Genomic DNA, 25731 nt, shown 5'->3' with positions numbered 1-25731 from the left:
CGAACAATCTTCAGTGGATGTGCTTCGATGACGCTAACACCGTTCTGAGCTGCGGGACAGCGAGGGAGTGATCAACAACATGGAGATCAAGGCGCGCGGGCTCACCTTTGACGTGTACGAGGGTGGACCGGCCGACGGCGAGCCCGTTCTGCTGCTGCACGGGTTTCCCCAGGATCACCGTGAGTTCGATCTGATCCTCCCCAAGCTGCATGCGGCCGGCCTGCGCACCTATGCCCTGGACCAGCGCGGATACTCACGCGGGGCGCGGCCGGACGAGGTGGGGGCGTATCGGATCGCCGAGCCGGTCGCCGACGCGATCGCGGTGCTGGACGCGCTCGGCATCGAGTCGGCGCACGTGATCGGGCACGACTGGGGCGCGCAGGTGGGCTGGCTGCTGGCCGCGCAGCACCCGGGCCGGGTGCGATCGCTCACCTCGATCTCGGTGCCGCACCCCAAGGCGCTGCGGCTGGCGATGCGGGTACGCCCGACCCAGCGCGCCCGCTTCGCGTATTTCGCCCTGTTCCGCTCGAAGGTGGCCGAGCGTGTCCTGCTGGCCGGCGGGCTCCGGGCGATGCTGCGCCCGATCGGCGACCGCGCCGCCCTGTATGTGGACGCCATGCGCGCCGACCGGGGCCGGCTCACCGGCGGCCTGAACTGGTACCGCGCCCTCCAGGGGCGCGACCTCGGCGGGGCCGGGGTGATCACGGTGCCCACGACGTACATCTGGCCGGACCGCGACGGGGTCGTCGCCCGCACCGCCGCGCTGCGCACCCGCGACTGGGTCGAAGCCGACTATCAGTTCGTGGTGCTGCGCGGGGTGAGTCACTGGGCGCCCGAGCAGGCGCCGGAGTCGGTGGCAACCGTCGCGCTGGACCGCATCCGGCCGTCATGAGGCCGCGGGAGCGGCGCCGGATCGGCAACGAGACCGAGAAGCACCGATGGGACCGGAACTTCAACGACCTGCTCCAGGAGCTGCGGGTCGCGCAGACCGGTATCCAGATCCTGTTCGCCTTCCTGCTGACGCTCCCGTTCACCAACGGCTTCCCGCGCGCCACCCGCTTCGAGGAGAACGTGTACGTGGTGGCGCTGCTCGCCGCCGCGTGCTCCACCGCGATGATCATCGCGCCGGTCGCGTTCCACCGCGCGCTCTTCCGCCAGGGACGCAAGCCCGAGCTGGTCCGCTACGCCCACCGGATGGCCGGCGGCGGCCTCGCGTTCCTGCTGATCGCGATGGTCAGCAGCGTGCTGCTGGTCACCGACTTCATCCTCAGCCGCACGGTCGCGCTGGTGCTGGCCGGCGTGACCGCGCTCTTCTTCGTCGGGTTGTGGGCGGCCATCCCCCTCTATCGGCGCAACCTGATCGGCCTGGCCGACGAGGAGGAGGACGACGAGCTCATCGGCGACGACCCGAAGCGGTCAGACCCAGGCGCCTGAGCTCGAGCGCCGCCAGCGCGTCCACCGCCTCGGCGTCGCCGTTGCGCCAGCTCTGCGCGATGTCCGGGCCCAGCTTCGTCAACTCGTCGAGCGGTTGCGAGGCGAGCGCGCGCAGGGCCAGCAGATCACGGCCGGCCGGCTCCGCGCGTACCGAAGAAGCCACCCCGGCCCGTCGCATCCAGCGCAACCGCAACGGCAGCCAGAGGAAAAGCACCAGCGCGAGCGGCACGGAGACCGCGACGATCGCCAGGACCCACGCCATCCGATCCACGATCTCCTGCTGCTGGCGCCCGGCGTCGGCGATGGCCCGGGCCGCGTCGGCGGCGCCGTTGAACGGCCGGACCAGCTGGTCACCGACCAGCGGCACCCGGTTGACCTTGCTGCCGGCGTCGGCGAGGTTGTCGGCGATGCCGCCGCCCGCGCTCTGCAGCTTCTGCCCGGGGACGGCCAGCTTCTCGATCACGTCGTTGACCCAGAGGCCCACCCTGATCCACAGGTAGACCCAGATCACGACGACGATGTCGGTGAGCAGCTGGCGGATGGCGGTGGGGAGCCGCTCGGCGTAGAGCTTCACGCGAAGAGCGTCCCATGTGGAGAGGATCAGCGCTTGGCGGCGCACTCCGGGCAGGTGCCGAAGATCTCGACGGTGTGCGACACGTCGACGAAGCCGTGCTGGTCGGCGACCCGGTCGGCCCACGACTCGACGGCCGGGCCCTCCACCTCGACGGCCCGGCCGCAGGCCCGGCACACCAGATGGTGGTGATGGCCCTGGCTGCACCGGCGGTACAGGTGCTCGCCGCCGGGCGGGCGCATCACGTCGATCTCGCCGGCGTCGGCGAGGCCCTGCAGCGTGCGGTAGACCGTGGTGAGGCCGACCCGCTCGCCGCGCTCGCGCAGCTTGGCGTGCAGGTCCTGGGCGCTGTTGAAGCCGTCGACGTCGTTGAGCACGGCGCTGACCGCGCTGCGCTGCTTCGTGTTCCGCTGCGCGCTCGCCTCGGCGCTCACGACCGGACCTCCCTCGCGTGACTGACCGCGTCGGCGACGATGTGCGCGACGTGATCGTCCACCAGGGAGTATGCGATCTCGCGGCCGCGCCGCGCGCCCCGCACCACCCCGGCGCCGCGCAGCACCCGCAGATGCTGGGAGACCAGGGGCTGGGGGGCGCCCAGCTTCTCCACGAGCTCGTGCACGCAACGCTCTCCCACGCCGAGCTCGGCGACGATCGCGACACGGATCGGCGCGGACAGGGCGCGAAGCAGCTCCCCGGCCGACTCGTAGGCCTCGTACCCGGTCGTCGTCGTCATCGTCCCCGCCAATTTATCGCGTGCCACCGGTCAACTCTGCAGGACGACATCGGGCGGTTCCACCTCCCGCGGCTGCCCGGCGGCCCGCCGCCGGAGCGCCCGCACCGTGCCCACCCCGACCGCCAGCGCCACGAAGACCACCAGCGCGAGGATCACCGTGGTGGCGCCGGGCGCGGTGTCGATCTCGGCCGAGACGGCCACGCCGCCGGCGGCGGCGCCGAGGCCGATCGCCATGGCCAGCGCCATGGTGCTGCGGAAACCCCGGGTGACCTGCTGTGCCGCGGCGACCGGGACGACCATCAGCGCCGAGACGAGCAACAATCCCACCGTACGCATGGCGATCGTCACCGTGACCGCGGTGGTCACCGCCATCAGCAGGTTGAGCGTGCGCACCGGCAGGCCGCTGACCCGCGCGTACTCCTCGTCGTTGGAGATCGCGAAGAGCGCCGGCCGGAAGAGCGTCATCGTCAGCAGCACCGCCACGCCCAGCCCGATGATCACCACGAGGTCCTGCGGCGACGTCGTGATCAGCGAGCCGAACAGGTACTGCATGAGGTTGGCGTTGCTGCTGTCGTCGGAGAGGCCGACCAGCACCACGCCACCGGCGATGCCGCCGTAGAACAGCAGCGCCAGCGCCAGGTCGCCGGAGGTGCGGCCGCGCTGGCGGATCAGCTCGATGCCGACCGCGCCGGCCGCCGAGACGAGCACCGCGCTGATCACCGGGGAGTGGTGCAGCAGCAGGCCGACGCCGACACCGGTCAGCGCCACGTGGCCGATGCCGTCGCCGATCAGCGACAGCCGGCGCTGCACCAGGTAGATGCCGAGCGCGGGGGCGGCCAGGCCGATCACCAGCGCGCCGATCAAGGCGCGGATCATGAAATTGTACGCGAAAAGGTCCATTGTCAGCCCGCCGTGGTGATGCGGTCGGTGGGCGCCACGCAGATCTTCGCCTTCTCCGGGGCGGCGTGCGGGTGGGTGTGGTCGTGGCCGGGGTCGGCGTGGTGTCCGGCCGGCTCGGGCGGGACGCCCTGGTGCGCGATCTGCCCCTCGTGCACGACGATCGCCCGGTCGATCAGCGGGCGCAGCGGGCCGAGCTCGTGCGCGACCAGCAGGATCGTGCCGCCCCGGGCGGCGAACTCGCCCAGCGCCGCGGCGAACGCCTCCTGGCTGGCCGCGTCGACGCCGGCGGTCGGCTCGTCGAGCACCAGCAGGTCGGGCCGGCCGGCCAGGGCGCGGGCGATGAGCGTGCGCTGCTGCTGGCCGCCGGAGAGGGTGGCGACCGGGTCGCCGATCCGCATCTGCAGGCCGACGGCGGTCAGCGCCTCGCGGACCGCTGCCCGGTCGGCGGCGCCGGACGGGCGGAAGATGCCGCGGCGGGCCAGCCGGCCGGAGGCGACGACCTCGCCGACCGTGGCGGGAACGCCCGAGCCGGCGCCGAGCCGCTGCGGGACGTAGCCGACCCGGGCCCAGTCCCGGAACTTCCGCCGGTCGGTGCCGAACAGCTCGATCTCGCCGCGGGTGGACGGGACGAGGCCGAGGATCGTGCGGATCAGCGTGGACTTGCCGGAGCCGTTGGCGCCGAGGATCGCGACCACCTCGCCGCCGCGCACCGACAGCGAGACGTCGTGCAGGATCTCGCGGCCGTCGTAGCCGACGGCGAGATGACGGACGTCGACGACGCTCATGAGGTGCACCCCAATGCCGTGGTGAGGGCGGCCAGGTTGGCGCGCATGACGGTGAAGTAGTCGGCCCCTTTTTGGGGTTCATTCTGGGGTTTTCCGCCGCGGGTTGGCTCAGCATCGGTCAGGCCCTCGAGCGGGTCCAGCACAGCGGTCTTCGCGCCCACCTCGCGCGCGATGGTCTCGGCGACCTTGGGGCTCACCAGCGTCTCGAAGAAGATCGTGGTGGTGCCGGTGGCCCGGGCCTGCGCCGCGACCTGGGCGAGGCGGCGCGGGGACGGCTCGGCCTCGGGGGAGATGCCGGTGATGCCGACCTGGGTGAGGCCGTACCGGGCGGCCAGGTAACCGAACGCCTCGTGGCTGGTGACGAGCTCGCGCCGCGCGCAGTTCGCCAGGCTCTCGGCGTACGTGTGATCGAGCCCTTGAAGTTGATCTTGAAGCTGGGAAGCGCGTGCGCGGTAGCCGGCCGCGTGCGCGGGGTCGGCCTCGGCCAGCCGATCGCCCAGCTTGCCGGCGATCGTGGCGAAGCGGAGGGGGTCGAGCCAGACGTGCGGGTCCTTGCTGCCCTCTCGGTCCTCGTCGTCGTCGCTGAACGGCTGCAACGCGACGACCGAGGCGACGTCGAACGAGCGGCCCTTCGCCTCCTGGGCCACCGCGGCGTCGACGGCCGGCTGGAAGCCCCGGAGGTGGACCGCGACGCCCGCGTCGGCGACCTGGGCGACCTGGCGGGGATTGAGCTCGACGTCGTGCGGCTCGGCGCCCGGCTTGGTGAGATTCGTGACGGTCACCGCGTCGCCCCCGACCCGCTCGCTGAGGAACTGCAACGGGTAGAACGCCGTGACGACGTCAAGCTTCCCGCCGGTGAACCCGTTCGCGGCGGCGCGCCCGGCGCAGCCGGCGGCGACGGCGAGCGTCAGGAGCGCGGCGAGCAGGGCACGGGGCATACCCACCACTGTCCCCGGCAATGATAATGATTGTCAAAAGCGCATGAGTCCGTCACAGCGCCTTGGCCACCACCGCCGCGATCAGCAGAGCCAGCATCACGATCCGCAGCACCCGGGTCGGCGGCGGCTGCACCGGCCAGGTCGTGAAGGTCAGCGCGGCCAGCCCGGCGGCCAGCACGAACAGCAGCGCCGCGCCGACAATGCCGGGCAGGAACAGGCCGGCCAGCATCAGCACGAGCGCCACGATGAACGCCGTCGTCGGATTCACCCTCGCCAGCCGGCGCAGCACGTTCTCGGACGGTGCCACCATGTCGCCTCCTCGCGCTGCGTACGCTCGTCGCATGCTCGTGCTCAACCGTTTCGTGGTCGCGCCGGACACGCAGGACGGCTTCGTGCTCCGGGCGCACGCCGCCCTCACCGCGCTGGCCGAGCGCCCCGGTTACCTCTCCGGGCGGCTCACCCGGGCCCTCGACGACCCCGCCCACTGGACCCTGGTGACCGAGTGGGAGTCGGTGGGAGCCTACCGTCGCGCCCTGGGCGCCTTCGACGTCAAGGTGCACGCGACCCCGCTGCTCGCCGAGTCGGTGGACACGCCCTCGGCCTTCGAGACGCTGGCCAGCGCCGCGCCGGGCGGGGAGCTGACCGTGACGGCCAGCGACCGGGCCGCCGAGCCGTGGCGCTGACGACTAATCTGGCGGTATGACGACGGCGCCGTACGTTCCCGCACCGCCGCAGGGCCCCGGCGTCCACCCGCCGTTCCCGGCCCCGCCGGTCGAGGGCAAGGGCAAGCGCGTCGGCTGGTCCATCGGCATCGCGATCGGCGTCGTCGTGCTGGTCTGCGGGCTCGGCACGGCCGCCCTGATCGGCGTCGCGGTCGCCTCCCAGGGGGCATACCAGGAGCGTGCCCACGCCGCCGTCAGCTCGTATCTGAACGCGGTGCGCGCCGGCCGATACGACCAGGCGTACAACCTGCTCTGCGACGACGCGCAGAAAAACGAGAGCCCGGCCCAGTTCCGCGCCCGCGTCTCCGCGGAGCCGGTCATCGAGTCGTACACGATGGGTGATCTCGATCTTTTGACCGGCGCCGTTCCGGTGGACGCCACCTATGACGACGGCAGCAGCGCCCGGCTCGAGGCATACCTCGGGGTCGATAGCGGGACGGGCACGTTCGAGGTGTGCGAGATCGGGGAGTAATCTCGCTCTTCGTCCGGATCAACTACCGATTTGTCCCCGCCGACACCCAGCCGGCGTAGGAGGAACATGCCCGCCGACCGTATCGACGCCGTCGTCAGCCTGGCCAAGCGCCGTGGCTTCGTCTTCCCCTCCAGCGAGATCTACGGAGGAACCCGCTCGGCCTGGGACTACGGTCCGCTGGGTGTCGAGCTGAAGGAGAACGTCCGCCGCCAGTGGTGGCGCACCATGGTGCAGCAGCGGGACGACATCGTCGGCCTCGACTCCGCCGTCATCCTCGCGCGCCAGGTGTGGGAGGCGTCCGGCCACATCGCCGAGTTCGTCGACCCGCTCACCGAGTGCCAGTCGTGCCACAAGCGGTTCCGGGCCGACCACCTCGAAGAGGCGTACGAGGCCAAGCACGGCTCGCTCCCGTCCTCGCTGCAGGAACTCAACTGCCCGAACTGCGGCAACAAGGGCACCTTCACCGAGCCCAAGATGTTCAACGGGCTGATGAAGACGTACCTCGGCCCCACCGAGAGCGCCGAGGGGCTGCACTACCTGCGTCCCGAGACCGCGCAGGGCATCTTCGTCAACTACAACAACGTCGCGACGGCGGCCCGCAAGAAGCCTCCGTTCGGCATCGCCCAGGTGGGCAAGAGCTTCCGCAACGAGATCACACCGGGCAACTTCATTTTCCGTACGCGTGAGTTCGAGCAGATGGAGATGGAGTTCTTCGTCGAGCCCGGCAGCGACGAGAAGTGGCACGAGTATTGGCTGCAGGAGCGCTGGAACTGGTACCGCGACCTCGGCCTCTCGGAGTCGAATCTGCGCTTCTACGAGCACCCGAAGGAAAAGCTCTCGCACTACTCGAAGCGGACGGTCGACATCGAGTACCGCTTCCAGTTCGGCGGCTCGGAGTTCGCGGAGCTCGAGGGCATCGCCAACCGCACCGACTTCGACCTGACCACGCACTCCAAGCACTCCGGCGTCGACCTCTCATACTTCGACCAGGAGAAGCAGGAGCGCTGGGTGCCGTACGTGATCGAGCCGGCCGCCGGCCTCACCCGCGCGGTGCTGGCCTTCCTGCTCGAGGCGTACGACGAGGACGAGGCGCCCAACACCAAGGGCGGCGTCGACAAGCGCACGGTCATGCGCTTCGACCCGCGGCTCGCGCCGATCAAGGTGGCCGTGCTGCCGTTGTCGCGCAACCCCGACCTGTCGCCCAAGGCCCGCGGCCTCGCCGCCGATCTGCGCAAGCGGTGGATCGTCGAGTTCGACGACTCGCAGGCGATCGGCCGGCGTTACCGCCGCCAGGACGAGATCGGCACGCCGTTCTGCGTGACGGTCGACTTCGACACGCTCACCGACGACGCGGTGACGATCCGCGACCGCGACACCATGAAGCAGGAGCGGGTCGCGCTCGCCCAGGTCGAGGACTACCTGCTCAAGCGCCTGCCCGGGTGTTGAGCTCGCCGGCCGCCCGGGCACTGCGGGCGGCCGGTCAGAAGAAGCCGCCCGGCCGGTTGTTGCGGTCCGCGATGAGCCCGGCCAAGGTCGCGATGGCGATCTCGGCCGGGGTCTTCGACCCGATGTCGAGGCCGATCGGGCGGTGCACCCGCGCGATCTGATCCTCCGGGACGCTCAGGTCGCGCAGCATCTTGACGTGCGGCCCCTCGATGGACGGCTTCCCGAGGATGCCGATCCAGCGCGTCTCGGCGGCGAGCGCCTCCTTGAGCACCACCCCGATCTCGGGCCGATGATGGTCGCTCAGCACGACGTCGGTGTGCCCGTCGAGGTGGGCGGCCGTCAGATCGTGCACGAAGAGGTCGCCGTGCGGGCGCGGGGTGCCCCGCAGCCGCGTCTCGTCCGGCTCCACCAGCACCGACTGGAAGCCGACCTCGACGGCGAGCCGCAACATCGCCTCCGCCACCGCCGACTCGAACACCACAACCAGCCGCCGCGGACTCGAACCATCGTCGCTCACCCCCTCGACTCTGCCAGAAATTCCCGAGGTTTCGTACCTCCACTGCTGTCGCGTGACAGCTAGTCGGTCGACTATTCTCATGGCGCTACCCCCACTGGGCCTTGGGCCCGGTTACCCTCACCCCTGGAGGAATCGACCGATGACCGCCACCATCGAAGAGCGCGTCACCTCACTGGAGGTCCGCATGGACGAGCAGGAACGCCTCCGCGCCAGCCAGGACCTTGACCTGGCCGGCGTCAACGAGAAACTTCGCGCTCAAGACACCCTGTTGAAAGCTATCCGGAAAACCCAGTCCGAAGACGGTCAGACTCTGCGCCAGCTCAGCGGGAGGGTCGACCAGCTCACCGGAACGGTGACTGAGCTCAAGGGCGGCGTCACGCAGATCATCGGCATGCTCGACACGCTGATCGAGCGGGACGACCGTGGATAGCCAGAGCGCGGCGCAGGATTCCGACGACCTGCGCTCGATAGCCTCTGCCCTCTCGTCGCAGACCCACGTTCTGGAGGCGCTCGCCATCTCGGAGTTGCAGCACTCCGAAAGTCTCGCCGGGCTGAGGCGCGAAATGCGTGAGTTGCGGTCGGAGACGCGACAGATGGTCGGCATGCTCACCACGTTGGTCGAGCGGTCGGGCGGTCAGTAGGGAGCGGGCGATTCGAGGTTGCCGGGCTGGGCGTGTCACGCTGTAGGGCGTGACTGCACCGCTCATGCTCGGCGACCGCGCCGTGAATCCGCCTGTCGTGCTCGCGCCGATGGCGGGCATCACCAACGTGGCGTTCCGGCGGCTCTGCCGGGAGCAGGGCGGCGGCGTCTACGTCTGCGAGATGATCACCACGCGGGCGCTGGTCGAGCGGATCCCCAAGACGCTCAAGATGATCGCCTTCGCCGAGGACGAGGATTTCCGCAGCCTGCAGCTCTACGGCGTCGACCCCGACGTCACGGCCCGCGCGGTGCGGATGGTCGGCGAGGACGGGCTGGCCGATCACATCGACCTCAACTTCGGCTGCCCGGTCCCCAAGGTGACCCGCCGGGGCGGCGGCTCGGCCCTGCCGTGGCGGCGGCGGCTCTTCGGCCGGATCGTGCGGCAGGCGGTGGCGGCGGCGGAGCCGTTCGGCATCCCGGTGACGATCAAGATGCGCAAGGGCATCGACGACGACCACCTCACGTACGTCGAGGCCGGCCTGATCGCGCAGGACGCCGGGGTCGCCGCGGTGGCGCTGCACGCCCGCACCGCCGAGCAGCGCTATTCGGGCGCGGCCGACTGGGCGGCGATCGCCACCCTCAAGCAGGCCCTGGACGTGCCGGTGCTCGGCAACGGCGACATCTGGGAGGGCTCGGACGCGCTTCGCATGATCGAGCAGACCGGCGCCGACGGCGTCGTCGTGGGCCGCGGCTGCCTGGGCCGGCCCTGGCTGTTCGCCGATCTGGAGGCCGCGTTCACCCAGGGCGCCGGCTACCGCCCGGTCCTGCCGTATCTGGGTGAGGTGGCCAAGATCATGTCCCGGCACGCCGAGCTGCTGGTCGACACGCTGGGCGACGAGAAGCACGGTTGCGCCGACTTCCGCAAGCACGTGGCGTGGTATTTGAAGGGCTTCCCGGTCGGCGGCGAGCTGCGCCGGAGCCTCGCCATGATCTCGTCGCTGGCCGAGCTGGACGACCTGCTCGAGCGGCTGGATCCGTCGGTGCCGTTCCCGGCCGAGGCGCTGGGCCAGCCCCGCGGCCGGGTGAACTCGCCGGGCAAGGTCTCGCTGCCCTACGGCTGGCTGGACAGCCGCGACGACGACACCGTCCCGGTCGGCGCCGAGACCGACGAGTCGGGCGGATGACCAGCGCCACCATCCGGGAGGTGCTGCGGGGCACGCTCAGCTACGAGGACGGCCTGGACAAGCTGACGGTGACGCCCGCGGCCGAGACGGAACTGCGTGCGGCCGTCGCCGAGGGAGTGGACCGGCTGGTCCGGGGCGGGTGGCAGCCGGCCGAGCTGCATCGCGTGGTGGCGCGCGGCGGAAATCCGGTGCAGGCGCGGCTGGTGGCCGAGGCCGCGAAGGCCTATATCCCGAAATTCCCGGATCTGGACCCGCGGTGGCGGGCGCAAGCCGAGGACCTCCCGGCGCCACCGAGCCGGGCCGACCGGATCAAGACCCTCGACGCCGCCCTCGGCCTCCTCCTGGAGCTGCGCCGGCTCCCGGCCATCGACAAGCTGATCCCGGCCCCGGGCGACCAGCCGGAAAAGCGCCTCCGCGGGGCCGACGACCGGGTCCTCGAGCGGGTCCGGGCGCTGCTGGCCAAGGCCGAGTCGACCGACTTCCCGGCCGAGGCCGAGGCGTTCTCCGCGAAGGCCCAGGAGTTGATCGCCCGGCACAGCATCGAGGAGGTGCTCACCGCCGCCCCGGACGAGACGCCGCTGGCCCGCCGCCTCGGGGTCGACCACCCCTACGAGAACGAGAAGGCCAGCCTGCTCGACGCCGTCGCGCGCGCCAACCACTGTCACACCGTGTGGTCGCCCGAGCTGGCGTTCTCGACCGTCTTCGGCTTCGACGCCGACATCGGCGCCGTCGAGTTGCTCTACACGTCGCTGCTGGTGCAGGCCAACCGGGCGATGGCCCGCGACGAGCCGGTCAAGGGCCGGGCGCGGATCAAGGCGTTCCGGCGCAGCTTCCTGGTCGCGTACGCGGTGCGCATCGGCGAGCGCTTCGAGCGGGCCACCCGGCACGAGATCGAGCAGCACAGCGATCTCCTCCCGGTCCTGCGCGGGCGCGACCTGCGGGTCCGGGAGGCCGTGACGCGTGCCTTCCCGCGTACCGTCAAAGCCCGCGGCAGCCGGGTCGACAGCCTGGAGGGATGGGAGTCCGGCCGCGCCGCGGCCGACGCGGCGAAATTGGCTTGACCGGCGCGGGAGCATGGACCCATGCCATCGCCACCACGCTGATCCCGAACCCTTTATGCCGTCCGAGCCTGCTCCGACGGCGTCCTGCTCTACCCGGTCTACGCGCTGCTCTTCGCCGACGCGGGCCTGTCCACCAGCCAGATCTCCGCGCTGTTCGCGATCTGGTCGGTGGTCTCGTTCGTCTTCGAGGTGCCGTCCGGCGCGCTGGCCGACATGTGGTCCCGCCGCGGCCTCTACGCGATCGGTGAGCTGCTCACCGCCGCCGGTTACGCGCTGTGGCTGATCTGGCCGCATTTCCCGGGCTTCGCGCTCGGCTTCGTGCTGTGGGGGCTGGGCGGCGCGCTGGCCTCCGGCTCGCTGGAGGCGCTCGTCTACGACCAGGTCGGCGACGACTATGCCAAGATCATCGGCCGGGCGGGCACGATCGGCATCCTCGCCACCCTGGCCGCGACGCTGCTGGCCGCACCGTTGCTCTCGGCGGGCGGCTATCGCCTCGTGGGCATCGCCAGCATCGCGGTGGTCACCCTGGGTGGGCTGCTCGCGCTTCGGCTTCCCGACCGCCGGACAAAGGCCATCGATCGTACGGGTGAGCAGGTCGACGACCGCAAGACGGGCACTTACCGGGAGCTGTTGACCGCCGGCCTGCGCGAATCGGTACGCGACCGGTCCACGCTGCTGGCCGTCGCCATCGCCGCGCTCCTGCCCGGGTTCACCGCCCTGGACGAGTACCTCCCGCTGCTGGCCCGCGACCTGGGTGCGCCCACGGCCGGCGTACCCGTCATCTATGCCCTCGTGGCAGTGGCGATGGCCGCCGGCAGCGCCCTGGCCACCCGGCGCATCGCGTCGATGCCGTTGATCGTCGCCACCTCGGCGGCGCTGATCGCCGGCGGCGCGCTGATCCCGCACCGGGCCGGCATGATCCCCGTCGCCGTGGCCTTCGGCCTGCTGCAATACGCCATGATCCGGGCCGAGACCCGGCTGCAGGAGGCGATCACCGGCCCGGCCCGCAGCACCGTGCTGTCGGTGAGCGGCTTCGGCGCCGAGGTCTTCGCGGTGCTGCTGTACGCCGGCTTCGGCCTGCCGCTGGCGCTGCCGCTGCTCTTCGCGCTGGCCGCGATTCCGCTGCTGCTGACCGCGGCGCTGGAAATCGCCCGCCGGGGATGAGGGGGCGCCGGGCCTCGCCGCCGACCATGAGCGTTGAGGAGCCGTCCCCTTCAGGAGCGCGAGATGACGACGTTCACGGTGTGGAAGTTCGACAGTCCCGACGGCGCGCGGCACGCGTCCGAACAGCTCAAGGACGCCGAGGCCGACGGCCTGGTCAAGCTGGTCGACCACGCGGTCATCACCTGGCCGGTCGGTGCCGCGCAGCCCGAGAGCCTGCACCACGGCCACGACAGCGTGCGGCGCGGCGCCGGGTGGGGCGCGCTGTGGGGCCTGCTCGCCGGCACGCTCTTCCTGGTCCCGGTGATCGGCGGCGTGGCTGGCGCGGCGATCGGCGCGATCAGCAAGGCGACGGAGGGCTCCGGCATCGACAAGGAACAGCTCGAGACCATCCGGACCGAGATCACCGAGGGCACCTCGGCGCTCTTCCTGGTCACCGACCAGGGCAACCTCGACCGGCTGGGCGAGCGTTTCCACGGCATGGGCGAGCACAGCAAACTGATCTCCACCAACCTCACCGACGGCGAACGCGAGATCCTGCTGCAAACCTTCGGCAGCCATACCGGCAACCCGCAGCCGTACTGACGCGAAGTGACCGCCGGGGCGGGGAGGGCGGCTCGTGCGCTGCCCTCCCCGCCGGGCGCGGGACATGGCGTCGTCCAGGTCAGACGTCGAGGTCGTTCTCGATGCGCCGCAGTTGGTGGCGGGCCATCGCCAGGTTGGCGCGGTCGCGGCGCAGGGCCAGGTACAGGAACAGGCCCTTGCCGGAGCGGCTGGTGAGCGGGCGGATCATGTGGTACTGGGTGTCGAGCGTGATGAGGATGTCCTCGATCTTCTCGGAGATGTTGAGCATCTCCATCGCCCGCAGCTTCGCCCGGACCACGTCGGTGTTGCCGGCCGCCGCGACCGTGAGGTCGAGCTCCTTGCCGCCGCCGACGGTGCCCAGCGCCATGCCGCTCGTGTGGTCCACGAGGGCGACGCCGATCGATCCGTCGATCTCCATGATTTCCTTGAGTGCGGTGTCCATGTCGGCCATGGATAGGTCCTCCGTATGCGGTGGGATGGCGGTCCGCCCGACGGCGGTACCGGTGGGGCCCGCGGCCCGGTGCCGCGGTGCGATCAACCCGTCGCCTGCCGGCGCCGGGCGTTGTTGGGCAGGGTGGCCATGGGCGTGCGCCGCGCCAGCGGCGCCGCCGGACCGGCCTGCGTGGGTATCTCCGGGCGGTTCCGTTTCGCCTCGATCGCCAGGATCTTGACGAGCCGCCGTACGCAGCGGCGCGCCTCGAGGTGCACCATGGCGAGGTTCGCGTCGCCCGACGTGACGACGGTGAGCAGCGCGTTCGGGCCGGCGGTGTACGTCGTGATGTAGCCCCGGTCGCACTCGACCACCGATTCGCGCAACTCGCCGTGGTTCACCGCGTGGGCGAAGCGCCGGGCCAGCGCGAAATGGGCGGCGGCCAGCGCGGCGAGACCGTCCGGTTCGATGCCGTGCGCGTCGTGCGCCACCACCAGCCCGTCGGTGGTGGCGAGCACGCTGCCGGACAGCTCCGGCACCCTGGCGCGCAGGCGGTCGAGCTCCTGGAGCACCGCCGGGTCCACGGTCATCCTCGGTCTCGCTTTCTTCCTCGGGCGGGCGGCGGCCTCGGGCGGTCGGCCGCCTCGGGTGGCGGCGGCGGAAGGGTCGGGGGCGCGCGGGTCACCGCAGGGCCCGCAGTGCGGTGCGGATGCGTTTCAGCAGGACTTCGTCGGTGCCGGGCGCCGCCGGGGGCGCCTCGCCGGCCACCTCTTTCGGCAGTTTCGCCCCGGGTTTGCGGCGGGCGAGCCGGGGCGGGCGGTACACCGTCCCGTTCGCGCCGGTCTCCTCGATCGGGACCGGTGCCGGTGCCGGCGGCCGGCCGGGGGCGGCGGGCCGCACTCCGGCGATGACCGGCACGGTCGGCGAGTCCTCGGCGCGGATCTGCGGCCGGCGTACGTCCACGGCGGTGCCGCGGGCGCGGGGCAGCCGCACGAACTCCGGCACGTCCGGCGGGCGTACTTCGGGCAGCTCGAGCAGGCCCAGGGCCGCGAGCCGCCGCAGTTCCTGGATGGTCGGGTAGCCGGCCCGGCCCAGCAGCTGCGCCAGGTCGGCCGGCGTGCGCTGGCCGTCGGCGTGCACCAGCAGCTCCCACTGCGGCGCGGTCAGCGTGACCCGCTCCCGCGGCGGCCGGGGGACCGGCGTCACGATCGCGGTGTCGACCCGCGGGTCGGGGAAGATCTCGTCGAGCAGCTTGGTGCGCCGCCGCACCTCGCGGGCGACCGCGGCCGGGTCGATGTGCACGACCGGGCCCAGCCAGTGGGTGGCGCCGCCGAGGAACTCGACCGGCGCGTTCGCCGGTGACAGGGCGAAATACGCGGCGTCGTAGGTCGCGCCGAGCACGCACAGCTCCAGCTCGCCCTGGGTGAGGTGCCCGTGCTCGACGAGCAGCCGCCCCACCCGCGCCGTCGACGTGCCCATGTCGAGCGCGTTCTGCCAGGTACGCCCGGCCAGCCGGCCGGACGCGGTGAGCAGCTCGCCGACCCCGGGCGCGGCCGGCGACTCGGCATAGATGACCCGTCCCTCGAGGACGTAGACCGCGCCGCCCGGGTGGCCGCCGACCACCAGCGCGCCGGTCTGCCGCTCGCCGGCGACCTGCGAGAGCAGGCGCGCGGGCGCGGCGGTCTTCGAGGTGGTCAAAGCATCTCCTAGTGGAATACCAGGCCGTTGACGAGGGTCTGCATGCGGCGGCGGGCCACCGCGAGGTTCCCCCGCGTCCGGTCCAGCCAGACGTAGAGGACCAGCCGGCTGTCGAACTCGGTCTGCACGAGGCGGAGCAGGTGGTAGCCCCCGGCGGTCGTGATGATCAGGTCCTCGAGCAGGTCGTGCGGCAGGGCCGAGACGAACAGCGAGCGGCTGTTCGCGGCCTGGACCACGTCCGCCGTGCCGGCCGCGGCGGCCTCGTGGTCGGAGTTCGGTGCGGCTCCGGTCGTGGCGACCGGGAAGCCGGTGGTGTAGTCGACGATGCTGGCGCCGACCGCGCCGGGTATCGCCATGGCCTCCTGTAGACAGTGATCGACCCCGGGCACCCGTATCCCCCTGCGTGGTATCGCCTCCGCGGCGCGTCCCGGGGCGCGCCGTCACCGTGGGCCATCCTGCGGCGACCCTGCGGCGGCAAGTCGGACCGGCTGTGCGTCGTGGTCCCGGGCCACCTCGTGCGGCGCATCGTCCGGCGCATCGACCGGAGGGCGGCCGCCGGGGGCGCGTAACATGATCGTCACTTTTCGATAAGGAGGAGGGCATATGCCGATCAGCTGGGAACAGGTCGTCGTGGACGCCGACGATCCCCACCGCCTGGCCCGATGGTGGGCCGAGGCGCTCGGCTACGTGATCGTGCACCAGGCGCCGGACGAGGTGGAGATCCGCCGATCCCCCGGCGAGCTGCCCGGCCTGCTGTTCGGGGCCTCGCCCGACCCCAAGACGGTGAAGAACCGCCTGCACCTCGACCTGCGCCCGGAGGATCAGGAGGCCGAGGTCGAGCGGCTGGTCGACATGGGCGCCCGGCACGTCGACATCGGCCAGGGCGACGTGCCCTGGGTCGTCCTCGCCGACCCCGAGGGCAACGAGTTCTGCGTGCTGGCGGCGAAGCGTCAGTAGCGGAAGCGGCTGATCAGCGTCTGGATCTCGCCGGCCGCCGAGCTCACCAGCTCGGCGGAGCCGCGCGTCGTGTTCGCGCCCTCGGCCGTCGCTTCCGTCGATCGGGTGATGTTCGAGACCGTGCCGCTGATCTCGGTGGCGGCCGTCGAGACCTCGCTCACGTTGCGCGACATCAGATCGGTGGTCGACGACTGCTCCTCGACCGCCGCCGCGATCGCGCGCTGGCCGTCGTCGATCTGCTGGATCACCGCGGTGATCGCCGCGATGGCCTCCGCCGTCCCCGAGGTCATCTCCTGGATCGCCGAGATCTTGCCGGTGATGTCCGCGGTCGCCTGCGCGGTCTCCTGCGCCAGGTCCTTCACCTCGGTCGCGACCACCGCGAAGCCCTTGCCCTGCTCGCCGGCCCGGGCCGCCTCGATCGTCGCGTTCAGCGCCAGCAGGTTCGTCTGCTCGGCGATGTTGGTGATCAGCCGCACGATGTCGCCGACCTCCCGGCTCGCCTCGCTCAGCCGCCCCACCGCGTCGGCCGTGCTCGCCGCGTTCCGGGTCGCCTCGCCGGTGGTGACCGACGCCGACGTGGTCTGCCGGGAGATCTCCCGGATCGACGACGCCATCTGCTCGGTCGCGCTCGTCATGTCCATCACCGCCGCCGACACCTGCTGCGCCGACGCGTCCGCGCTGCGCGCCTGCACCGAGGTCTGCTCGGCCGACGAGTCCAGGTTCCCGGCCAGCGCGCGCAGGTCGACGCTCGCCGCCGACAGCGAGCCGACTCGCGCCGCCGTCGCGGCCACGGTCTCGCGCAGCGCGTCCATCGCCTCGTTCAGCGCCCCCGCCATCTCGCCCAGCTCGTCGCGGCGGATCATCGGCACCCGTACGGTCAGGTCGCAGGCGGCGGCGGCGCGCAGGCCGGTGAGCATCTCGCGCAGCGGCCGGCGGATCGCCCGCAGCGTCCGCACCCCGGCGAACACGGTGATCAGCACGCCCGCCAGCCCGGCCAGCGCGATGATCCAGTCGCTGCGCCGGGCCGAGGCGACGCCCTGGTCGCTCGCCGCCTTGACGGCCGCGAGCATGTGGTCGTCGAGCGCGCCCAACTTCTCCTCGAGCTCCGCGTAGATCGCCAGATAGTCGCCGAGCTGCGCCTCCGCCTTGTCATGATCGGTGGCGGCGGTGGCGACCTCCGACTTCGCCGCGTCCGCGTACGCCGCCAGGCGCGGGCGTACCTCGGCGTACTCCGGCCGCAGGGCGGCCGGCGCTTCGGCCGCCGCCGCGTCGTACATCTCCAGGATCGTCTCGGCGTGCTCGGAGACCTCCGCCACGCCGTACTTCGCCCGCTGATCGGCGGACGTCGCATACAGCGCCGACATCACGTCCGCGCGCAGCGCGTCGTGCATCATGTCCGCGTTCCACTGGTCGCTCATGCCGTCGCTGACCCGGGCGATGTCCCGGTTGGCGCCGGCCTGCACCGACGAGCTGTAGATCGCGAATCCCACGACCAGGCCGACCGACAGCAACCCCGCGGCGGCCATGATGAACAGGCGCGCCACGATCGTGACCGCGCGACTCGGTGCATCGGACTCCACGGCAACCAGATCGGCAAGGGTGACGTGACGCTTAGGCTGAGATCATGACGGCGGTCGACGCCCAGCGGTGGGTTCCCGAACCGGCCAAGGACAGCGGATACGGGCGAACCCCCTACCAGCGGGACCGGGCGCGGGTGCTGCACTCCGCCGGCTTCCGCCGCCTGGCGGCCAAGACCCAGGTGCACACGGCCGGGTCGGACGATTTCCTGCGTACGCGTCTGACGCATTCCCTCGAGGTCGCCCAGATCTCCCGCGAGATGGGCGCCCGCCTCGGCTGCGACCCCGACGTGGTCGACGTCGCCGGTCTCGCCCACGACCTCGGCCACCCGCCCTTCGGCCACAACGGCGAAACCGCCCTCGACCGGGCCGCCCAGGCGTGCGGCGGCTTCGAGGGCAACGCGCAGACCCTGCGGGTCCTGACCCGGCTCGAGGCCAAGGTCCCCGGCGCCGGGCTCAACCTCACCCGCGCCTCCCTCGACGCGTGCAGCAAATACCCGTGGCCGCGCAAGGACGGCTACCGCAAGTTCGGCGTCTACCCCGACGACCGGCCGATCTTCGACTGGATGCGCGGTCTTCCGGGTGGCCTCGGCGAGCGCCGCTGCCTGGAGGCGCAGGTCATGGACTGGGCCGACGACGTCGCCTACTCCGTGCACGACGTCGAGGACGGCGTGCACGGCGGCTACCTCTCGCTGCGCCCGCTGCTCGACGACCCGGCCGAGCGGGCCGAGCTCTGCGCCGACGTCGCCGCCACCTATTCCGACGAGCCGGCCGACGCGCTCGCGGCCGCCCTGGACCAGTTGCTCGCCGACCCCGCGGTGAGCTCGGTCGCCGGCTACGACGGCACCTACGGCGCCCAGGTCACTCTCAAACGGATGACCAGCGTCCTCACCGGCCGCTTCGTCGCCTCCGCGGTCGGCGCCACGCAGAGCCGGTACGGCACCGGCCCGGTCCGGCGATACGACGCCGACCTCATCGTGCCGCGCACTGTGCGTAACCAGTGCGCGCTGCTGAAGGGCATGGCGTTGCGCTACGTGATGCGGTCGCGGGCCGCCGAGGACTGGTACGAGCAGCAGCGGACGATCCTGGTCGAGCTGGTGGACGCGCTGATGCGTACGCCATCGGGTCTGGACGTGGTCTTCCGGCCTCTCTTCGAGGCCGCCGAGAGTGACGCCGCGGCACTCAGAGTGGTGGTCGACCAGGTCGCGTCGCTCACCGACCACGCCGCCGTCGCGTGGCACCGGACCCTGGTGGCGGCGCGGACGTAGCGCGAGGCAGGATGTATGCCGTGGCGGGCAGGGTCAAGGACGAGGACATCGCGCTGGTCCGCGACCGGACGTCGATCGCCGACATCATCAGTGAGTCGGTGACGCTGCGCCCGGCGGGCGGCGGCAACCTGAAGGGCCTGTGCCCCTTCCACGACGAGAAGACCCCCTCGTTCACGGTTTCCCCAGCTCGCGGCGTGTTCTACTGCCACGGTTGCGGGCAGGGCGGGGACACCATCAAGTTCCTGATGGACGCCGAGCACCTGTCGTTCATCGAGTCGGTCGAGCGGCTCGCGTCGCGCGCCGGGATTCAGCTCCGGTACGACATCGACAACTCGCCCAGCGCGCCGCGCCCGCAGACCGGGCAGCGGCAGCGGCTGCTCGCGGCCCACGTCGCGGCGTTCGAGTTCTATCGCGACCAGCTCTCCACGCCGGGCGCGCGCAAGGCGCGCGAGTTTCTCGCGCAGCGCGGGTTCGGGCGGGACGCGGCCGAGCGGTACGGGTGTGGCTTCGCCCCCGACTCGTGGGACGCGCTCGCCAAGCACCTGCGGCAGAAGGGCTTCACCACCGACGAGCTCAACACCGCGGGCCTGACCAAGCCGGCCCGGTCGGGGTCGCTGATCGACCGGTTCCGGCGGCGGCTGCTGTGGCCGATCCGCGACCTGACCGGGGACGTCATCGGGTTCGGGGCGCGCAAGCTGTTCGACGACGACGACGGCCCGAAATACCTGAACACCCCGGAGTCGCCGCTGTACAAGAAGTCGCACGTGCTCTACGGCATCGACCAGGCGAAACGTGAGATCGCCAAGCGCGGCCGGGCGGTGATCGTCGAGGGGTACACCGACGTGATGGCCTGTCACGAGGCGGGCGAGCCGACGGCGGTGGCGACCTGCGGCACGGCGTTCGGCATCGACCACATCGGGGTGCTGCGGCGGCTGCTGATGGACAGCGACAGCTTCACCGGCGAGATCATCTACACCTTCGACGGCGACGCGGCCGGGCAGAAGGCCGCGTTGCGGGCGTTCGAGGAGGATCAGCGGTTCGTCGGGCGCACGTTCATCGCGGTGAGTCCCGACAACATGGACCCGTGCGAGCTGCGCCTGGCCAAGGGCGATCTGGCGGTGCGCGACATGATCGCCGGGCGGGAGCCGCTGGTGGATTTCGCGCTGCGGCACACGATCTCGCGGTTCGACCTGGACACCGTCGAGGGCCGGGTGGAGGCGATGCGCAAGGCCGCCCCCCTGGTGGCCAAGATCAAGGACAGGGAGAAGCGCCCGGAGTACGCGCGGAAGCTCGCCGCCGACCTGGGGATGGACCTCGAGCCGGTGCAGCGGGCGGTGAACGCGGCCCTGCGGGGTCTCGATCAGCCGGTGGCCGCGCCGGTCGCGCGGGCCGCCGAGGCGCCGCAGCGGCTGGTCGAGCGGGAATCGCTGAAGCTCGCGCTGCAGGAGCCGGTGCTGGCCGGCCCGATGTTCGACACGGTCGGTCCCGAGGACTACGGCGACGGCGTGTACCGGGCGATCCGGTCGGCGATCGGGGCGGCGGGCGGCGTGTCGTCGGCGTCGTCCGGCGGGGTGGTGTGGATCGAGAAGGTGCGCGACGCCTGCGACGACCTGGCCGGCCAGGGCCTGATCTCGGAACTGGCGGTGGAGCCGCTGCGCGTGGACGGCGTGGTCGACCCGCGGTACGTGCAGGTCACCCTCGCCCGGCTCCAGGCCGGCTCGGTGACCACCCGGATCCGTGATCTGAAGTCGAAGGTCCAGCGGCTCAACCCGGTGGTGCACAAGGATGAGTACCTGGCCCTGGCCGGGGAGCTCTTCTCGCTGGAACAGCAGGCGCGCGCGTTGCGCGAACAGGCGGCAGGTGGACTGTGAGTTGGTTACGACGGCGGCCGAAGCTGCCGGCTTCATTGCGCCCCGCGCTCGATCCGGAGGAGCGGGTGCTGGCCTGGGCGCCGGTGTCCGCGCCGGACGGGGCGCTGGTGGCCACGAACCTGGGGCTGTGGTTGCCGGACGGTCTGAGCCGACCCGCGGCGGAAAACCCCGGAATGAAAACCATGAGACGACTGGGCTGGCACGAGATTCACAAGGCCGCGTGGTCAGGGCGGGAACTGCGGATCACGCCGGCCGAGGTGGCCGAGGTGCGCGACGACTACGCGGTGCTGGTCGACGGCCCGGTGGTGGGTTTCCTGCTGCTGGAGCCCGGTGACTTGCCCGAGCAGGTGCGGGCCCGGGTGACCAAGTCGGTGGGGTACACGGCGCATCATCCGCTGAACACCGGCGGGGTGCGCGTGGTCGGCCGCCGGGTGCCCGGTCACGACGGCCTCAGCTGGGCGGTGCGCTACGACTCGGGCACGCCGGTGACGCTCTCGGCGGTGGTCGAGCTGACCGGCGAGCTGGTGTCGGCGGCGCAGGGAGCGGCCTCGCCGAGCGACTGAGTTTTTTGTCGTACCCGCGGCCTAGGGTCGTCGGCGTGGACAACGACTCCCTCATTCACGCGCGTGGTCTGGTCAAGCGGTTCGGCGACTTCACCGCGGTCGACGGCATCGACGTCGACGTGCGGCCCGGCGAGGCGTTCGGGTTCCTCGGGCCCAACGGCGCGGGCAAGAGCTCGACCATGCGCATGATCGGGTGTGTGTCGCCGCCGTCGGGCGGGGTGCTGCGCATCCTCGGGCTCGATCCGCAGCGCGACGGCCCGCGCATCCGCGCCCGGCTCGGCGTGTGCCCCCAGCTGGACAATCTGGACATCGAGCTGAATGTCCGGGAAAACCTGACGACCTATGCCCGTTTCTTCGGCATCCCGCGCAAGGTGGCCCGCCGCCGCGCCGCCGAGCTGCTCGAGTTCGTGCAGCTGAGCGAGCGCGCCGAGAGCAAGGTCGAGCCGCTCTCCGGCGGGATGAAAAGGCGGCTGACGATCGCCCGCGCCCTGGTGAACGAACCCGAGATCGTGCTGCTCGACGAGCCCACCACGGGCCTCGACCCGCAGGCGCGGCACCTGGTGTGGGAGCGGTTGTTCCGGCTCAAGCAGCAGGGCGTGACGCTGGTGCTGACCACCCATTACATGGACGAGGCCGAGCAGCTGTGCGACCGGCTCGTGGTGATGGACGCCGGCCGCATCGTGGCCGAGGGCTCGCCGCGTGCCCTGATCGAGCGGTATTCGACGCGCGAGGTGGTCGAGCTGCGGTTCGCCGCCGAGTCCCAGGAGCCGTATGCGGGGAAGCTCGCGGGCCTCGGCGAGCGCCTCGAGGTGCTGCCCGACCGGATCCTGCTGTATGTCGCCGACGGCGACGAGGCCGCCGCCGAGGTGCAGCGGCGGTCGCTGACGCCAGCCAGCGTGCTGGTGCGCCGCAGCAGCCTGGAGGACGTGTTCCTGCACCTCACGGGCCGGACGCTGGTGGACTGATGAGCCCCGCCCAGATGGTCAGCGAAACGAGACCCCACGCGCGGGCGAGAGCCCCGGAAAAGAGACTCCCGCCCCGGGAAGAGCTCCGGGGCGGGAGCGACACGACCCTCTCGGGTTCGGACACCCAAACCGCCGACTCGGAAGGTTTCGCCGCCAAGATGTCCGACCTTAACGGTAACTCAGCCGCGACCTTGGGGACAACGCGATGACGCCCGGCGCTTACGTTCTGGAGTACCACCTGGTCAACTACCGGCGCACCTGGCGGTCGAGCGCACTGTCCACACTCGTCCTGCCGTTGCTGACGATGCTCGGCTTCGGGGTGGGCGTCGGGGCGTACGTGTCGGGTGGCGTCGAGGGAGTGCCCTATCTGGACTGGATCGTCCCCGGGCTGATCGCGTCGACCGCGGTGCAGGCCGCGATCGGCGAGGCGACCTGGCCGGTGCTGAGCTACTTCGAGTGGCTCAAGGTCTACTTCGCGCAGGCCGCGGCGCCGCTGCGGGTGGCCGACATCCTCGGCGGTCACCTCGCGTTCATGCTGTTCCGGATCCTGCTCAGCGCCACCGCGTTCCTCGGGGTGGCGGTGCTGTTCGGTGCGGTGCGCTCGTGGTGGGCGCCGCTCACGCTGGTGGTGTCGGTGCTGGTGGGCTGCGCGGTGGCCGCGCCGACGATCGCCTACAGCTCGTGGGTCACCAGCGACAGCTATCTGGCGATCCTGCTGCGGTTCGCGATCCTGCCGATGTCGCTGTTCTCCGGGGTCTTCTTCCCGGTCGACGCGCTGCCGGCGGTGCTGCGCTGGGTGGCCTGGGCACTGCCGCTGTGGCACGGCGTCGATCTGAGCCGCGACGCCATGCTCGGGCGGTCGCCCGGATGGCTCGGCCTGTGCCACCTGCTCTACCTGCTGGCCTGGTGCGCGCTGGGCTGGTGGCTCGCCCATTCCCGGTTCCGTCGTCGGTTGGTGGTCTGACATGCTGGCCCTGGTTCTGCCCCGCCTGGTCGCCTTCGAGGGGATGGGCCGGCGCGCGGCGTCGGTGACCGAGCGCAACATCAACTGCCTGCGCTCGGCGTACTGGGTGGTGATGCTCTCCGGCTTCCTCGAGCCGGTGCTTTATTTGTTCTCGATCGGCGTCGGCGTGGGCGGGCTGATCGGCGACCTGCGGCTGCCCGACGGCCGCCTGGTCGGCTACGCGGAGTTCGTCGCGCCGGCCATGCTCGCGGCCGCGGCGATGTCCGGGGCACTGTCGGAGACCACGTTCAACTTCTTCGGCAAGATGAAGTTCATGCGCCTCTACGAGGGCATGCTCGCCACGCCGATCCGGCCGATCGAGATCGCGCTCGGCGAGCTGGCGTGGGCGATGGTGCGCGGCGTGCTGTACTCGGCCGCGTTCCTGGTCATCATGGTCGCCCTCGACCTGACCTCGGCCGCCCGCGCGGCCGCGATGTTGCCCGCGACGATCCTGGTCGGCTTCTCGTTCGGCGCGCTCGGCATGGCCACGTCCACGATCATCCGCAGCTGGCAGGATTTCGACCTGATCGCCTCGGCCCAGTTCGCCCTGTTCCTGTTCTCCGGCACGTTCGTTCCGCCCACGGCCTATCCCGCACCGGTCCGCTGGCTGATCGAGGTGACACCGCTCTACCGTTCGGTCGATCTGACCCGGGCGCTGAGCCTCGGCCCGGTGCGCCCGCTGCAGGCGCTGGACGTCCTCTACCTGCTGGCGATGCTGGCCTTCGGCCTGACCGTGGCCGGCCGCCGCATGAGCAAGATGCTCTGCAAATGACCGGCCGGCCGTCAGGTGTCGTCGTGCTTCTTGAGCTTGCGGGTGTCGCGCAGCTCGAGGAACGGCTCCTCGCCCGGGTCGTGGCCCGCCGCGATCGCGCGCCCGCGTTCCAGTTCGGCGTCGAGCTCGGCGCCCATCAGGATGGCGATGTTCGTGATCCACAGCCACACCAGGAACGCGATGACGCCGCCCAGCGTGCCGTAGGTCTTCGAGTAGTTCGCGAAGTTCGCCAAGTAGATCGCGAACGCGCCGGACGCCACCAGCCACAGCACCACCGCGAAGATCCCGCCCGGGCTCACCCAGCGGAACCCGCCGGTCTTGGCGTTGGGCGAGGCCCAGTAGAGGATCGCGAACATCAAGCTGACCAGCACCACCAGCACCGGCCACTTGGCGACGTTCCACACCGTCACGGCGACGCCGCCGAAACCGAGCTTCTCGCCGACCACGCGCGCCAGATCGCCGGTGAAGACCACGATGAAGGCCGAGGCGATCAGCATGACCCCGACGACCGCGGTGACGCCGACCCGGATCGGCAGCGTCTTCCAGATCGGCCGGCCCTCCGGCACGTCATAGACGACGTTGGACGCCCGCATGAACGCGGCGACGTACCCGGACGCCGACCAGAACGCCAGCACGAGACCGATGATCGCCGTGACGCTGGCCGCGCCCGACTCGTTGACCTGCGTGAGCACGGTGTCGACGAGCTCACGCATCTGCTGGTTGGTGGTCAGCTCGTTGATCGTGTCCTGCACGGTGTTCCGGCCGCTCGAGCCCAGCAGCCCGAGGACCGACACGAGCACCAGCGCCCCCGGAAAGATCGACAGCACGCCGTAGTAGGTCAGCGCCGCCGCCCAGTCCGAGACGTTGTCGTCCGAGAACTGCCCGAACGTCCGCTTGAACGCGGCGAACCACCCCTTGCCCCGCAGCTGCGTCGGCGAGTCGGGCCCGGCCGACGGCGGCACCCCGGGGGGTGACGGCAATTTGCCCTCCTCGCCGACATCCGTGGTCGTCGCCGCCGCGACGTCGTAATCCTCGGCGCCGCGGGCACGGGCTTCGGCGGCCTCCGCCGACTCGGGCGCGGCGGCCGTGGGCGTGCCGCCCCGCGGACGGTCATCGTCGGTGCTGTGGCCTGACTTCATCGCAGCTTCCTCCGGGACAAAGGCTTCCTCCGGGACAAACGGTGAGGTCCGCGCACGCCAACGTGCCCGCCACGTGCGACTACGACCGGTAACCGCAATGCCCACCGCGAGCGGATCCGAACCCAGGATCAACCCCATTTTCCGTACGAGGCGGGCACCGCCCCCAACCACAGACGCGCCGCCCTCGCCGCCGCGCCCCGGCCCGCTGCAACACCGGGCCGTCCGCGGCCCGGCAGTCCGGCGGCCCGGCAGTCCGGCGGCCCGGCAGTCCGGCGGCCCGGCAGTCCGGCGGCCCGGCAGTCCGGCGGCCCGGTGGGCGCGGCGGCCCGGTGGCCCGGC

Annotated in this window: 32 protein-coding genes; 18 read left to right on the top strand and 14 right to left on the bottom strand. The window is 71.4% G+C overall.

All coding sequences use genetic code 11. The features are described 5' to 3' along the window. Positions 1-79 precede the first annotated feature (79 nt). Together ACFQS1_RS32970 and ACFQS1_RS32965 are read left to right on the top strand one after the other, a co-directional pair. Positions 80-892: an alpha/beta fold hydrolase gene (locus ACFQS1_RS32970; RefSeq protein WP_378975916.1), complete on the top strand. Its 813-nt coding sequence runs from the start codon at positions 80-82 to the stop codon at positions 890-892. Further along, positions 889-1434, top strand: a complete 546-nt coding sequence (locus ACFQS1_RS32965; protein ID WP_378975915.1) for a DUF6328 family protein — start codon at positions 889-891, stop codon at positions 1432-1434. Before ACFQS1_RS32970 ends, ACFQS1_RS32965 begins: the two co-directional genes overlap by 4 nt. Here the strand turns inward: ACFQS1_RS32965 and ACFQS1_RS32960 are convergent. The 7 genes from ACFQS1_RS32960 to ACFQS1_RS32930 are packed head-to-tail and all read right to left on the bottom strand — an operon-like array spanning position 1394 to position 5671. After that, on the bottom strand, positions 1394-2008 hold the full coding sequence (locus ACFQS1_RS32960) for a hypothetical protein (protein WP_378975914.1): 615 nt from the start codon (positions 2006-2008) through the stop codon (positions 1394-1396). The genes ACFQS1_RS32965 and ACFQS1_RS32960 overlap by 41 nt on opposite strands. 26 nt (positions 2009-2034) lie before the next feature. Beyond that, a complete protein-coding gene (locus tag ACFQS1_RS32955; protein WP_378975913.1) occupies positions 2035-2439 on the bottom strand; it encodes a Fur family transcriptional regulator in 405 nt (134 codons plus the stop codon). Continuing rightward, on the bottom strand, positions 2436-2738 hold the full coding sequence (locus ACFQS1_RS32950; RefSeq protein WP_203821098.1) for an ArsR/SmtB family transcription factor: 303 nt from the start codon (positions 2736-2738) through the stop codon (positions 2436-2438). The genes ACFQS1_RS32955 and ACFQS1_RS32950 overlap by 4 nt, the downstream gene beginning before the upstream one ends. A gap of 30 nt (positions 2739-2768) precedes the next feature. Continuing rightward, positions 2769-3638 (bottom strand): metal ABC transporter permease, encoded by an 870-nt coding sequence (locus ACFQS1_RS32945; RefSeq protein WP_378975912.1) that lies wholly within the window; start codon positions 3636-3638, stop codon positions 2769-2771. A 2-nt stretch (positions 3639-3640) separates the two neighbouring features. Further along, complete coding sequence (locus ACFQS1_RS32940; protein WP_378975911.1) at positions 3641-4423, bottom strand: metal ABC transporter ATP-binding protein; 783 nt, start codon at positions 4421-4423, stop codon at positions 3641-3643. Then, positions 4420-5361 carry a metal ABC transporter substrate-binding protein gene (locus tag ACFQS1_RS32935; protein ID WP_378975910.1) on the bottom strand — a complete coding sequence of 314 codons (942 nt, stop codon included), beginning with the start codon at positions 5359-5361 and terminating at the stop codon, positions 4420-4422. The genes ACFQS1_RS32940 and ACFQS1_RS32935 overlap by 4 nt, the downstream gene beginning before the upstream one ends. A 52-nt stretch (positions 5362-5413) precedes the next feature. Further along, entirely contained in the window at positions 5414-5671 is a 258-nt protein-coding gene (locus ACFQS1_RS32930) for a DUF6703 family protein (RefSeq protein WP_378975909.1), read from the bottom strand. 31 nt (positions 5672-5702) lie between these two features. Between ACFQS1_RS32930 and ACFQS1_RS32925 the strand changes: the two genes are divergently transcribed. The 3 genes from ACFQS1_RS32925 to ACFQS1_RS32915 all read left to right on the top strand — a co-directional run bounded on the left by ACFQS1_RS32925 (position 5703) and on the right by ACFQS1_RS32915 (position 8001). Next, positions 5703-6044, top strand: coding sequence for an antibiotic biosynthesis monooxygenase family protein (locus tag ACFQS1_RS32925; RefSeq protein ID WP_378975908.1), 342 nt, complete (start codon positions 5703-5705; stop codon positions 6042-6044). Between the two features lie 16 nt (positions 6045-6060). Continuing rightward, positions 6061-6555, top strand: a complete 495-nt coding sequence (locus ACFQS1_RS32920) for an Rv0361 family membrane protein (protein WP_378975907.1) — start codon at positions 6061-6063, stop codon at positions 6553-6555. 66 nt (positions 6556-6621) lie between these two features. Then, complete coding sequence (locus ACFQS1_RS32915; RefSeq protein WP_378975906.1) at positions 6622-8001, top strand: glycine--tRNA ligase; 1380 nt, start codon at positions 6622-6624, stop codon at positions 7999-8001. A gap of 34 nt (positions 8002-8035) precedes the next feature. On the opposite strand, the gene ACFQS1_RS32910 is transcribed toward ACFQS1_RS32915, so the two are convergent. Continuing rightward, on the bottom strand, positions 8036-8518 hold the full coding sequence (locus ACFQS1_RS32910; protein WP_378975905.1) for an XdhC family protein: 483 nt from the start codon (positions 8516-8518) through the stop codon (positions 8036-8038). A gap of 139 nt (positions 8519-8657) precedes the next feature. On the opposite strand from ACFQS1_RS32910, the gene ACFQS1_RS32905 reads away from it, so the two are divergent. The 6 genes from ACFQS1_RS32905 to ACFQS1_RS32880 all read left to right on the top strand — a co-directional run bounded on the left by ACFQS1_RS32905 (position 8658) and on the right by ACFQS1_RS32880 (position 13149). Then, the gene (locus ACFQS1_RS32905; protein ID WP_378975904.1) at positions 8658-8948 is read left to right on the top strand and encodes a hypothetical protein; all 291 of its coding nucleotides are present in this window, start codon (positions 8658-8660) and stop codon (positions 8946-8948) included. Then, positions 8941-9159: a hypothetical protein gene (locus ACFQS1_RS32900; RefSeq protein WP_378975903.1), complete on the top strand. Its 219-nt coding sequence runs from the start codon at positions 8941-8943 to the stop codon at positions 9157-9159. Before ACFQS1_RS32905 ends, ACFQS1_RS32900 begins: the two co-directional genes overlap by 8 nt. A 64-nt stretch (positions 9160-9223) precedes the next feature. Then, the gene (gene dusB / locus ACFQS1_RS32895) at positions 9224-10342 is read left to right on the top strand and encodes a tRNA dihydrouridine synthase DusB (RefSeq protein WP_378975956.1); all 1119 of its coding nucleotides are present in this window, start codon (positions 9224-9226) and stop codon (positions 10340-10342) included. Continuing rightward, a complete protein-coding gene (locus ACFQS1_RS32890; protein WP_378975902.1) occupies positions 10339-11403 on the top strand; it encodes a DUF2786 domain-containing protein in 1065 nt (354 codons plus the stop codon). The genes dusB and ACFQS1_RS32890 overlap by 4 nt, the downstream gene beginning before the upstream one ends. A gap of 84 nt (positions 11404-11487) precedes the next feature. Then, entirely contained in the window at positions 11488-12567 is a 1080-nt protein-coding gene (locus ACFQS1_RS32885) for an MFS transporter (protein WP_378975955.1), read from the top strand. A 63-nt stretch (positions 12568-12630) separates the two neighbouring features. Further along, complete coding sequence (locus tag ACFQS1_RS32880; protein ID WP_378975901.1) at positions 12631-13149, top strand: DUF1269 domain-containing protein; 519 nt, start codon at positions 12631-12633, stop codon at positions 13147-13149. A gap of 79 nt (positions 13150-13228) precedes the next feature. Here ACFQS1_RS32880 and ACFQS1_RS32875 read toward each other — a convergent pair whose 3' ends face one another. The 4 genes from ACFQS1_RS32875 to ACFQS1_RS32860 all read right to left on the bottom strand — a co-directional run bounded on the left by ACFQS1_RS32875 (position 13229) and on the right by ACFQS1_RS32860 (position 15666). Then, positions 13229-13600, bottom strand: a complete 372-nt coding sequence (locus ACFQS1_RS32875; RefSeq protein WP_378975900.1) for a hypothetical protein — start codon at positions 13598-13600, stop codon at positions 13229-13231. A gap of 83 nt (positions 13601-13683) precedes the next feature. Continuing rightward, positions 13684-14169 (bottom strand): roadblock/LC7 domain-containing protein, encoded by a 486-nt coding sequence (locus tag ACFQS1_RS32870; protein WP_378975899.1) that lies wholly within the window; start codon positions 14167-14169, stop codon positions 13684-13686. 91 nt (positions 14170-14260) lie between these two features. Then, a complete protein-coding gene (locus ACFQS1_RS32865; protein ID WP_378975898.1) occupies positions 14261-15277 on the bottom strand; it encodes a DUF4388 domain-containing protein in 1017 nt (338 codons plus the stop codon). Between the two features lie 8 nt (positions 15278-15285). Next, positions 15286-15666, bottom strand: a complete 381-nt coding sequence (locus ACFQS1_RS32860) for a hypothetical protein (RefSeq protein WP_378975897.1) — start codon at positions 15664-15666, stop codon at positions 15286-15288. A gap of 214 nt (positions 15667-15880) precedes the next feature. Here ACFQS1_RS32860 and ACFQS1_RS32855 point away from each other — a divergent pair, with 214 nt between their 5' ends. Then, positions 15881-16234, top strand: coding sequence for a VOC family protein (locus tag ACFQS1_RS32855; protein ID WP_378975896.1), 354 nt, complete (start codon positions 15881-15883; stop codon positions 16232-16234). On the opposite strand, the gene ACFQS1_RS32850 is transcribed toward ACFQS1_RS32855, so the two are convergent. Further along, complete coding sequence (locus ACFQS1_RS32850; RefSeq protein WP_378975895.1) at positions 16228-17778, bottom strand: methyl-accepting chemotaxis protein; 1551 nt, start codon at positions 17776-17778, stop codon at positions 16228-16230. The two genes, ACFQS1_RS32855 and ACFQS1_RS32850, sit on opposite strands and share 7 nt — an antisense overlap. Before the next feature lie 80 nt (positions 17779-17858). Between ACFQS1_RS32850 and ACFQS1_RS32845 the strand changes: the two genes are divergently transcribed. The 6 genes from ACFQS1_RS32845 to ACFQS1_RS32820 all read left to right on the top strand — a co-directional run bounded on the left by ACFQS1_RS32845 (position 17859) and on the right by ACFQS1_RS32820 (position 24253). Then, the gene (locus tag ACFQS1_RS32845; protein ID WP_378975894.1) at positions 17859-19079 is read left to right on the top strand and encodes a deoxyguanosinetriphosphate triphosphohydrolase; all 1221 of its coding nucleotides are present in this window, start codon (positions 17859-17861) and stop codon (positions 19077-19079) included. 11 nt (positions 19080-19090) lie between these two features. Next, complete coding sequence (dnaG, locus tag ACFQS1_RS32840; protein ID WP_378975893.1) at positions 19091-20950, top strand: DNA primase; 1860 nt, start codon at positions 19091-19093, stop codon at positions 20948-20950. Further along, entirely contained in the window at positions 20947-21513 is a 567-nt protein-coding gene (locus ACFQS1_RS32835) for a hypothetical protein (RefSeq protein WP_378975892.1), read from the top strand. Before dnaG ends, ACFQS1_RS32835 begins: the two co-directional genes overlap by 4 nt. A 35-nt stretch (positions 21514-21548) precedes the next feature. After that, positions 21549-22478, top strand: coding sequence for an ABC transporter ATP-binding protein (locus ACFQS1_RS32830; RefSeq protein ID WP_378975891.1), 930 nt, complete (start codon positions 21549-21551; stop codon positions 22476-22478). A gap of 205 nt (positions 22479-22683) precedes the next feature. Next, positions 22684-23442, top strand: a complete 759-nt coding sequence (locus ACFQS1_RS32825) for an ABC transporter permease (RefSeq protein WP_378975890.1) — start codon at positions 22684-22686, stop codon at positions 23440-23442. Between the two features lies 1 nt (position 23443). Beyond that, positions 23444-24253 carry an ABC transporter permease gene (locus ACFQS1_RS32820; protein WP_378975889.1) on the top strand — a complete coding sequence of 270 codons (810 nt, stop codon included), beginning with the start codon at positions 23444-23446 and terminating at the stop codon, positions 24251-24253. An 11-nt stretch (positions 24254-24264) separates the two neighbouring features. Here ACFQS1_RS32820 and ACFQS1_RS32815 read toward each other — a convergent pair whose 3' ends face one another. Further along, positions 24265-25392 carry a YihY/virulence factor BrkB family protein gene (locus tag ACFQS1_RS32815; protein ID WP_378975888.1) on the bottom strand — a complete coding sequence of 376 codons (1128 nt, stop codon included), beginning with the start codon at positions 25390-25392 and terminating at the stop codon, positions 24265-24267. Between the last annotated feature and the right edge of the window lie 339 nt (positions 25393-25731).

Origin of the sequence: Paractinoplanes rhizophilus (genome assembly GCF_042664765.1) — a bacterium.
Lineage (GTDB): Bacteria > Actinomycetota > Actinomycetes > Mycobacteriales > Micromonosporaceae > Actinoplanes > Actinoplanes rhizophilus.
The sequence above is the reverse complement of the archived record's forward strand: the minus strand, read 5'-3'. Positions and strand labels throughout refer to the sequence as shown.

Coding starts and splice junctions, on each gene's coding strand:
- ACFQS1_RS32870 (WP_378975899.1), bottom strand. CDS start 14,169: ATGACCGTGGACCCGGCGGTGCTCCAGGAGCTCGACCGCCTGCGCGCC.
- dusB (WP_378975956.1), top strand. CDS start 9,224: ATGCTCGGCGACCGCGCCGTGAATCCGCCTGTCGTGCTCGCGCCGATG.
- ACFQS1_RS32890 (WP_378975902.1), top strand. CDS start 10,339: ATGACCAGCGCCACCATCCGGGAGGTGCTGCGGGGCACGCTCAGCTAC.
- ACFQS1_RS32855 (WP_378975896.1), top strand. CDS start 15,881: ATGCCGATCAGCTGGGAACAGGTCGTCGTGGACGCCGACGATCCCCAC.
- ACFQS1_RS32940 (WP_378975911.1), bottom strand. CDS start 4,423: ATGAGCGTCGTCGACGTCCGTCATCTCGCCGTCGGCTACGACGGCCGC.
- ACFQS1_RS32925 (WP_378975908.1), top strand. CDS start 5,703: ATGCTCGTGCTCAACCGTTTCGTGGTCGCGCCGGACACGCAGGACGGC.
- ACFQS1_RS32875 (WP_378975900.1), bottom strand. CDS start 13,600: ATGGCCGACATGGACACCGCACTCAAGGAAATCATGGAGATCGACGGA.
- ACFQS1_RS32845 (WP_378975894.1), top strand. CDS start 17,859: ATGACGGCGGTCGACGCCCAGCGGTGGGTTCCCGAACCGGCCAAGGAC.
- ACFQS1_RS32905 (WP_378975904.1), top strand. CDS start 8,658: ATGACCGCCACCATCGAAGAGCGCGTCACCTCACTGGAGGTCCGCATG.
- ACFQS1_RS32815 (WP_378975888.1), bottom strand. CDS start 25,392: ATGAAGTCAGGCCACAGCACCGACGATGACCGTCCGCGGGGCGGCACG.
- ACFQS1_RS32965 (WP_378975915.1), top strand. CDS start 889: ATGAGGCCGCGGGAGCGGCGCCGGATCGGCAACGAGACCGAGAAGCAC.
- ACFQS1_RS32950 (WP_203821098.1), bottom strand. CDS start 2,738: ATGACGACGACGACCGGGTACGAGGCCTACGAGTCGGCCGGGGAGCTG.
- ACFQS1_RS32970 (WP_378975916.1), top strand. CDS start 80: ATGGAGATCAAGGCGCGCGGGCTCACCTTTGACGTGTACGAGGGTGGA.
- ACFQS1_RS32930 (WP_378975909.1), bottom strand. CDS start 5,671: ATGGTGGCACCGTCCGAGAACGTGCTGCGCCGGCTGGCGAGGGTGAAT.
- dnaG (WP_378975893.1), top strand. CDS start 19,091: ATGTATGCCGTGGCGGGCAGGGTCAAGGACGAGGACATCGCGCTGGTC.
- ACFQS1_RS32945 (WP_378975912.1), bottom strand. CDS start 3,638: ATGGACCTTTTCGCGTACAATTTCATGATCCGCGCCTTGATCGGCGCG.
- ACFQS1_RS32880 (WP_378975901.1), top strand. CDS start 12,631: ATGACGACGTTCACGGTGTGGAAGTTCGACAGTCCCGACGGCGCGCGG.
- ACFQS1_RS32915 (WP_378975906.1), top strand. CDS start 6,622: ATGCCCGCCGACCGTATCGACGCCGTCGTCAGCCTGGCCAAGCGCCGT.
- ACFQS1_RS32935 (WP_378975910.1), bottom strand. CDS start 5,361: ATGCCCCGTGCCCTGCTCGCCGCGCTCCTGACGCTCGCCGTCGCCGCC.
- ACFQS1_RS32920 (WP_378975907.1), top strand. CDS start 6,061: ATGACGACGGCGCCGTACGTTCCCGCACCGCCGCAGGGCCCCGGCGTC.
- ACFQS1_RS32820 (WP_378975889.1), top strand. CDS start 23,444: ATGCTGGCCCTGGTTCTGCCCCGCCTGGTCGCCTTCGAGGGGATGGGC.
- ACFQS1_RS32825 (WP_378975890.1), top strand. CDS start 22,684: ATGACGCCCGGCGCTTACGTTCTGGAGTACCACCTGGTCAACTACCGG.